The sequence below is a fragment of the Paenibacillus sp. 01T422 genome (assembly GCF_056398785.1).
In genome coordinates this window covers 1-2,506 of the sequence record NZ_JBFTQB010000929.1, presented here as the reverse complement: position 1 = coordinate 2,506, position 2,506 = coordinate 1, and the positions used below count along the sequence as shown (strand labels likewise).

Below are 2,506 nucleotides of genomic sequence, written 5' to 3'. Positions count from 1 at the left end.
CAGGTAAGGAACAAAAACGATCCATCCACTCGGATAGGTCGTTTTTTTCATAGAAAATTACCATTATTTATGTGGTAAATTTTCTTACAATATTGTCGAAGTCAAAACTTGTGTGTAGAATGTAATGAAACAGTTGTTTCCTTCTACCTAGAAAGGTCGGCTATGCTAGCAAATTTCAAAACAATCCAGTCGTACGGATCGTCGGAAATCATCATCAAGAAGTCGCGTTTCATCGGTCATGCCAAGCCTGTGGAGTCAGAAGAAGAGGCTGCCCACTTTATTGAAGCGATCAAGAAGGAACACAAAACGGCTACACATAACTGCAGTGCGTATGTCATCGGAGACAGGGACCAGATTCAGAAGCAGTCTGATGACGGAGAACCGAGTGGCACGGCAGGTAAGCCGATTCTGGAAGTGATTAAGCATCAAGGGCTCAAGAATATTGCGATCGTCGTAACCCGTTATTACGGCGGCATCATGCTCGGCGCGGGCGGACTCATTCGAGCTTATACGGATGGAGCCGTGGTGGGCATTGAAGCTGCACAACCGATTTATAAAGTGAATCATCAGAGGGTGATGATTGAGGTTGATTATACGTGGTATGGCAAAATCGAGAATGAACTGAGAAATCAGGGAATGCTTCTCGGGGATATTGATTTTACTGATAAGGTATCAGTAAATTGCTTTCCTTTAGCAGGAGCTGCGGATGCATTTATCAACTGGGCAACAGATTTTACGCAAGGTCAAGGCATTATTATCGCTGGAGAGAACGAGTACATCGTTCACAAGAACCTGCCCGGATAGGCAGGTTCAAGACTAAACAAAATTAAATAGGCTAAGGATGCGGAGGGATAGGAATGGCTAGGAAAGCAGTCGCGCAAGAGCTTAGCAGAGAACGGATACTTACCGAGGCGCGGGATTTATTCGCCACTTTCGGCTATCGCGCTTTAACGATGCGCAGCATCRCAAAAGCAATGGGGTACAGTCATGGGGCGTTATATTACCATTTTACAGAAAAAGCTGAACTGTTTTATGCGTTAATTAAAGACGATTTCTCCATGTTGATGCAGCGTCAACGAGAAATGATCGTGCGTGAACATGGGTTTAGCGTGAATTTGCTTCAAAAGTTAATGATGGAGTTCGTCTGGTTTGGTCTTAGCAATCCCAATCACTATGAAATGATGTTCATGCTGAATGAACCTGAACTGCAGCAGTATTCCCGTACCGAACAAGCGCAATGCCTCGAAATGTTCTCCATCGTCGTTCGTCAAGTTGTAACGGACCAGCCTGGCTTCGAAAGCAAAAGGTTTACTCTTCCTTGGAATTTGTTTATGTCTCTTCACGGCCTCATCTCATATTGCATCCAATTTAAAATTACTTATGAAGAAGCCCGCAAGTTGGCTGACGAGCACATTCGCCTAATTTGTGTAAGCTTGGACCTAGATTCTTATGAGCAGCAGCGCCCGCTTGTCAAGATGGTGGGTCCGCACTTGCCGATCACTAATGCCATATAACCAATTAAGGAAGAGAGACAAGGGTCTTTCTTCTTTTTTTTGTCATATGCGAAGCTTGTATTTTACATTAGCCCCCATGTGCATTAATATAGGGAAAAGAACAGCTGGGAAGGATGAGGGTCTAATATGAATTTAAATAATTGGTCGGAAGAAAACGTGGAATTTATGTTTGAAGAAATAAAGAAGAAGCTGCGCATGGCTACGGGGGGCTCCATTAAGGCCTCTAACGTGAAAGAGGAAGTGTATGAGGATCTGAAGGACTTGTACGACATGGTCGCAAGTAAAGATAGATTCAGTATCAGCGAGATCGACGCTATAACAACTGAGCTTGGAAAGATTCGTAAGGGATAGGCACTTATTGATAAAATGCTGTTTTTCTAGGCGTATAACCTGGAAAAATGGCATTTTTTATAGACGAACGACTATTTTTCCGGGTGGGTGGACAGCTATCCAAGCGATGTTACCTACACAGGAGTACACTGTAGAGCAATGTATCCCTGGTGGCTAAAAGGAGGTGGACGTTCGTGGCATCCCAAATTCGTAAATCTGATGTTCGTAAATTGGTCGGCAAACAAATTGTGGCACTTAAGAAAGACGGAACAAGCGTGTCCGGTAAATTGGTAAGAATAAGTGGAAACACATTGATCGTAGCTCCACAAAAAGGTAAAAAAGTTCAAGTTAAAGCGATTATCCCTTTGGTACTGTTTGACCTGTTAGCAATTGGTACTACACCTTTTGGATTCGGTGGAGGTTTTGGTCCAGGATTCGGTGGCTTTGGTGGAGGCTTTGGCCCAGGATTCGGTGGCTTTGGCGGCGGCTTCGGCGGCGGCTTCGGCCCAGGATTCGGTGGATTCTGGTAGTAAGGTGAAAGGAAAGGGCTGTGCCATCGGCGCAGCCCTTTTTGCGTATACAAAGGAATGAATAATGTACTCACACTTACGTTCTTCTGGTTATTCGTACACCAAACCGGTGACGAATGAATAGGCTAGCAT

The 2,506-nt window shown here is 44.4% G+C and carries 4 protein-coding genes; all 4 read left to right on the top strand.

What is annotated here, in order from left to right; genetic code table 11:
* Positions 1 to 162 precede the first annotated feature (162 nt).
* The 4 genes from AC1DUA_RS33605 to AC1DUA_RS33590 all read left to right on the top strand — a co-directional run bounded on the left by AC1DUA_RS33605 (position 163) and on the right by AC1DUA_RS33590 (position 2,374).
* On the top strand, positions 163 to 804 hold the full coding sequence (locus tag AC1DUA_RS33605) for a YigZ family protein (protein WP_477503867.1): 642 nt from the start codon (positions 163 to 165) through the stop codon (positions 802 to 804).
* A 53-nt stretch (positions 805 to 857) separates the two neighbouring features.
* Complete coding sequence (locus AC1DUA_RS33600) at positions 858 to 1,514, top strand: TetR/AcrR family transcriptional regulator (protein ID WP_477503866.1); 657 nt, start codon at positions 858 to 860, stop codon at positions 1,512 to 1,514.
* A 126-nt stretch (positions 1,515 to 1,640) separates the two neighbouring features.
* Positions 1,641 to 1,865, top strand: a complete 225-nt coding sequence (locus tag AC1DUA_RS33595) for a DUF1128 domain-containing protein (protein WP_477503865.1) — start codon at positions 1,641 to 1,643, stop codon at positions 1,863 to 1,865.
* A 173-nt stretch (positions 1,866 to 2,038) separates the two neighbouring features.
* Positions 2,039 to 2,374 carry a hypothetical protein gene (locus AC1DUA_RS33590; protein ID WP_477503864.1) on the top strand — a complete coding sequence of 112 codons (336 nt, stop codon included), beginning with the start codon at positions 2,039 to 2,041 and terminating at the stop codon, positions 2,372 to 2,374.
* Positions 2,375 to 2,506 lie beyond the last annotated feature (132 nt).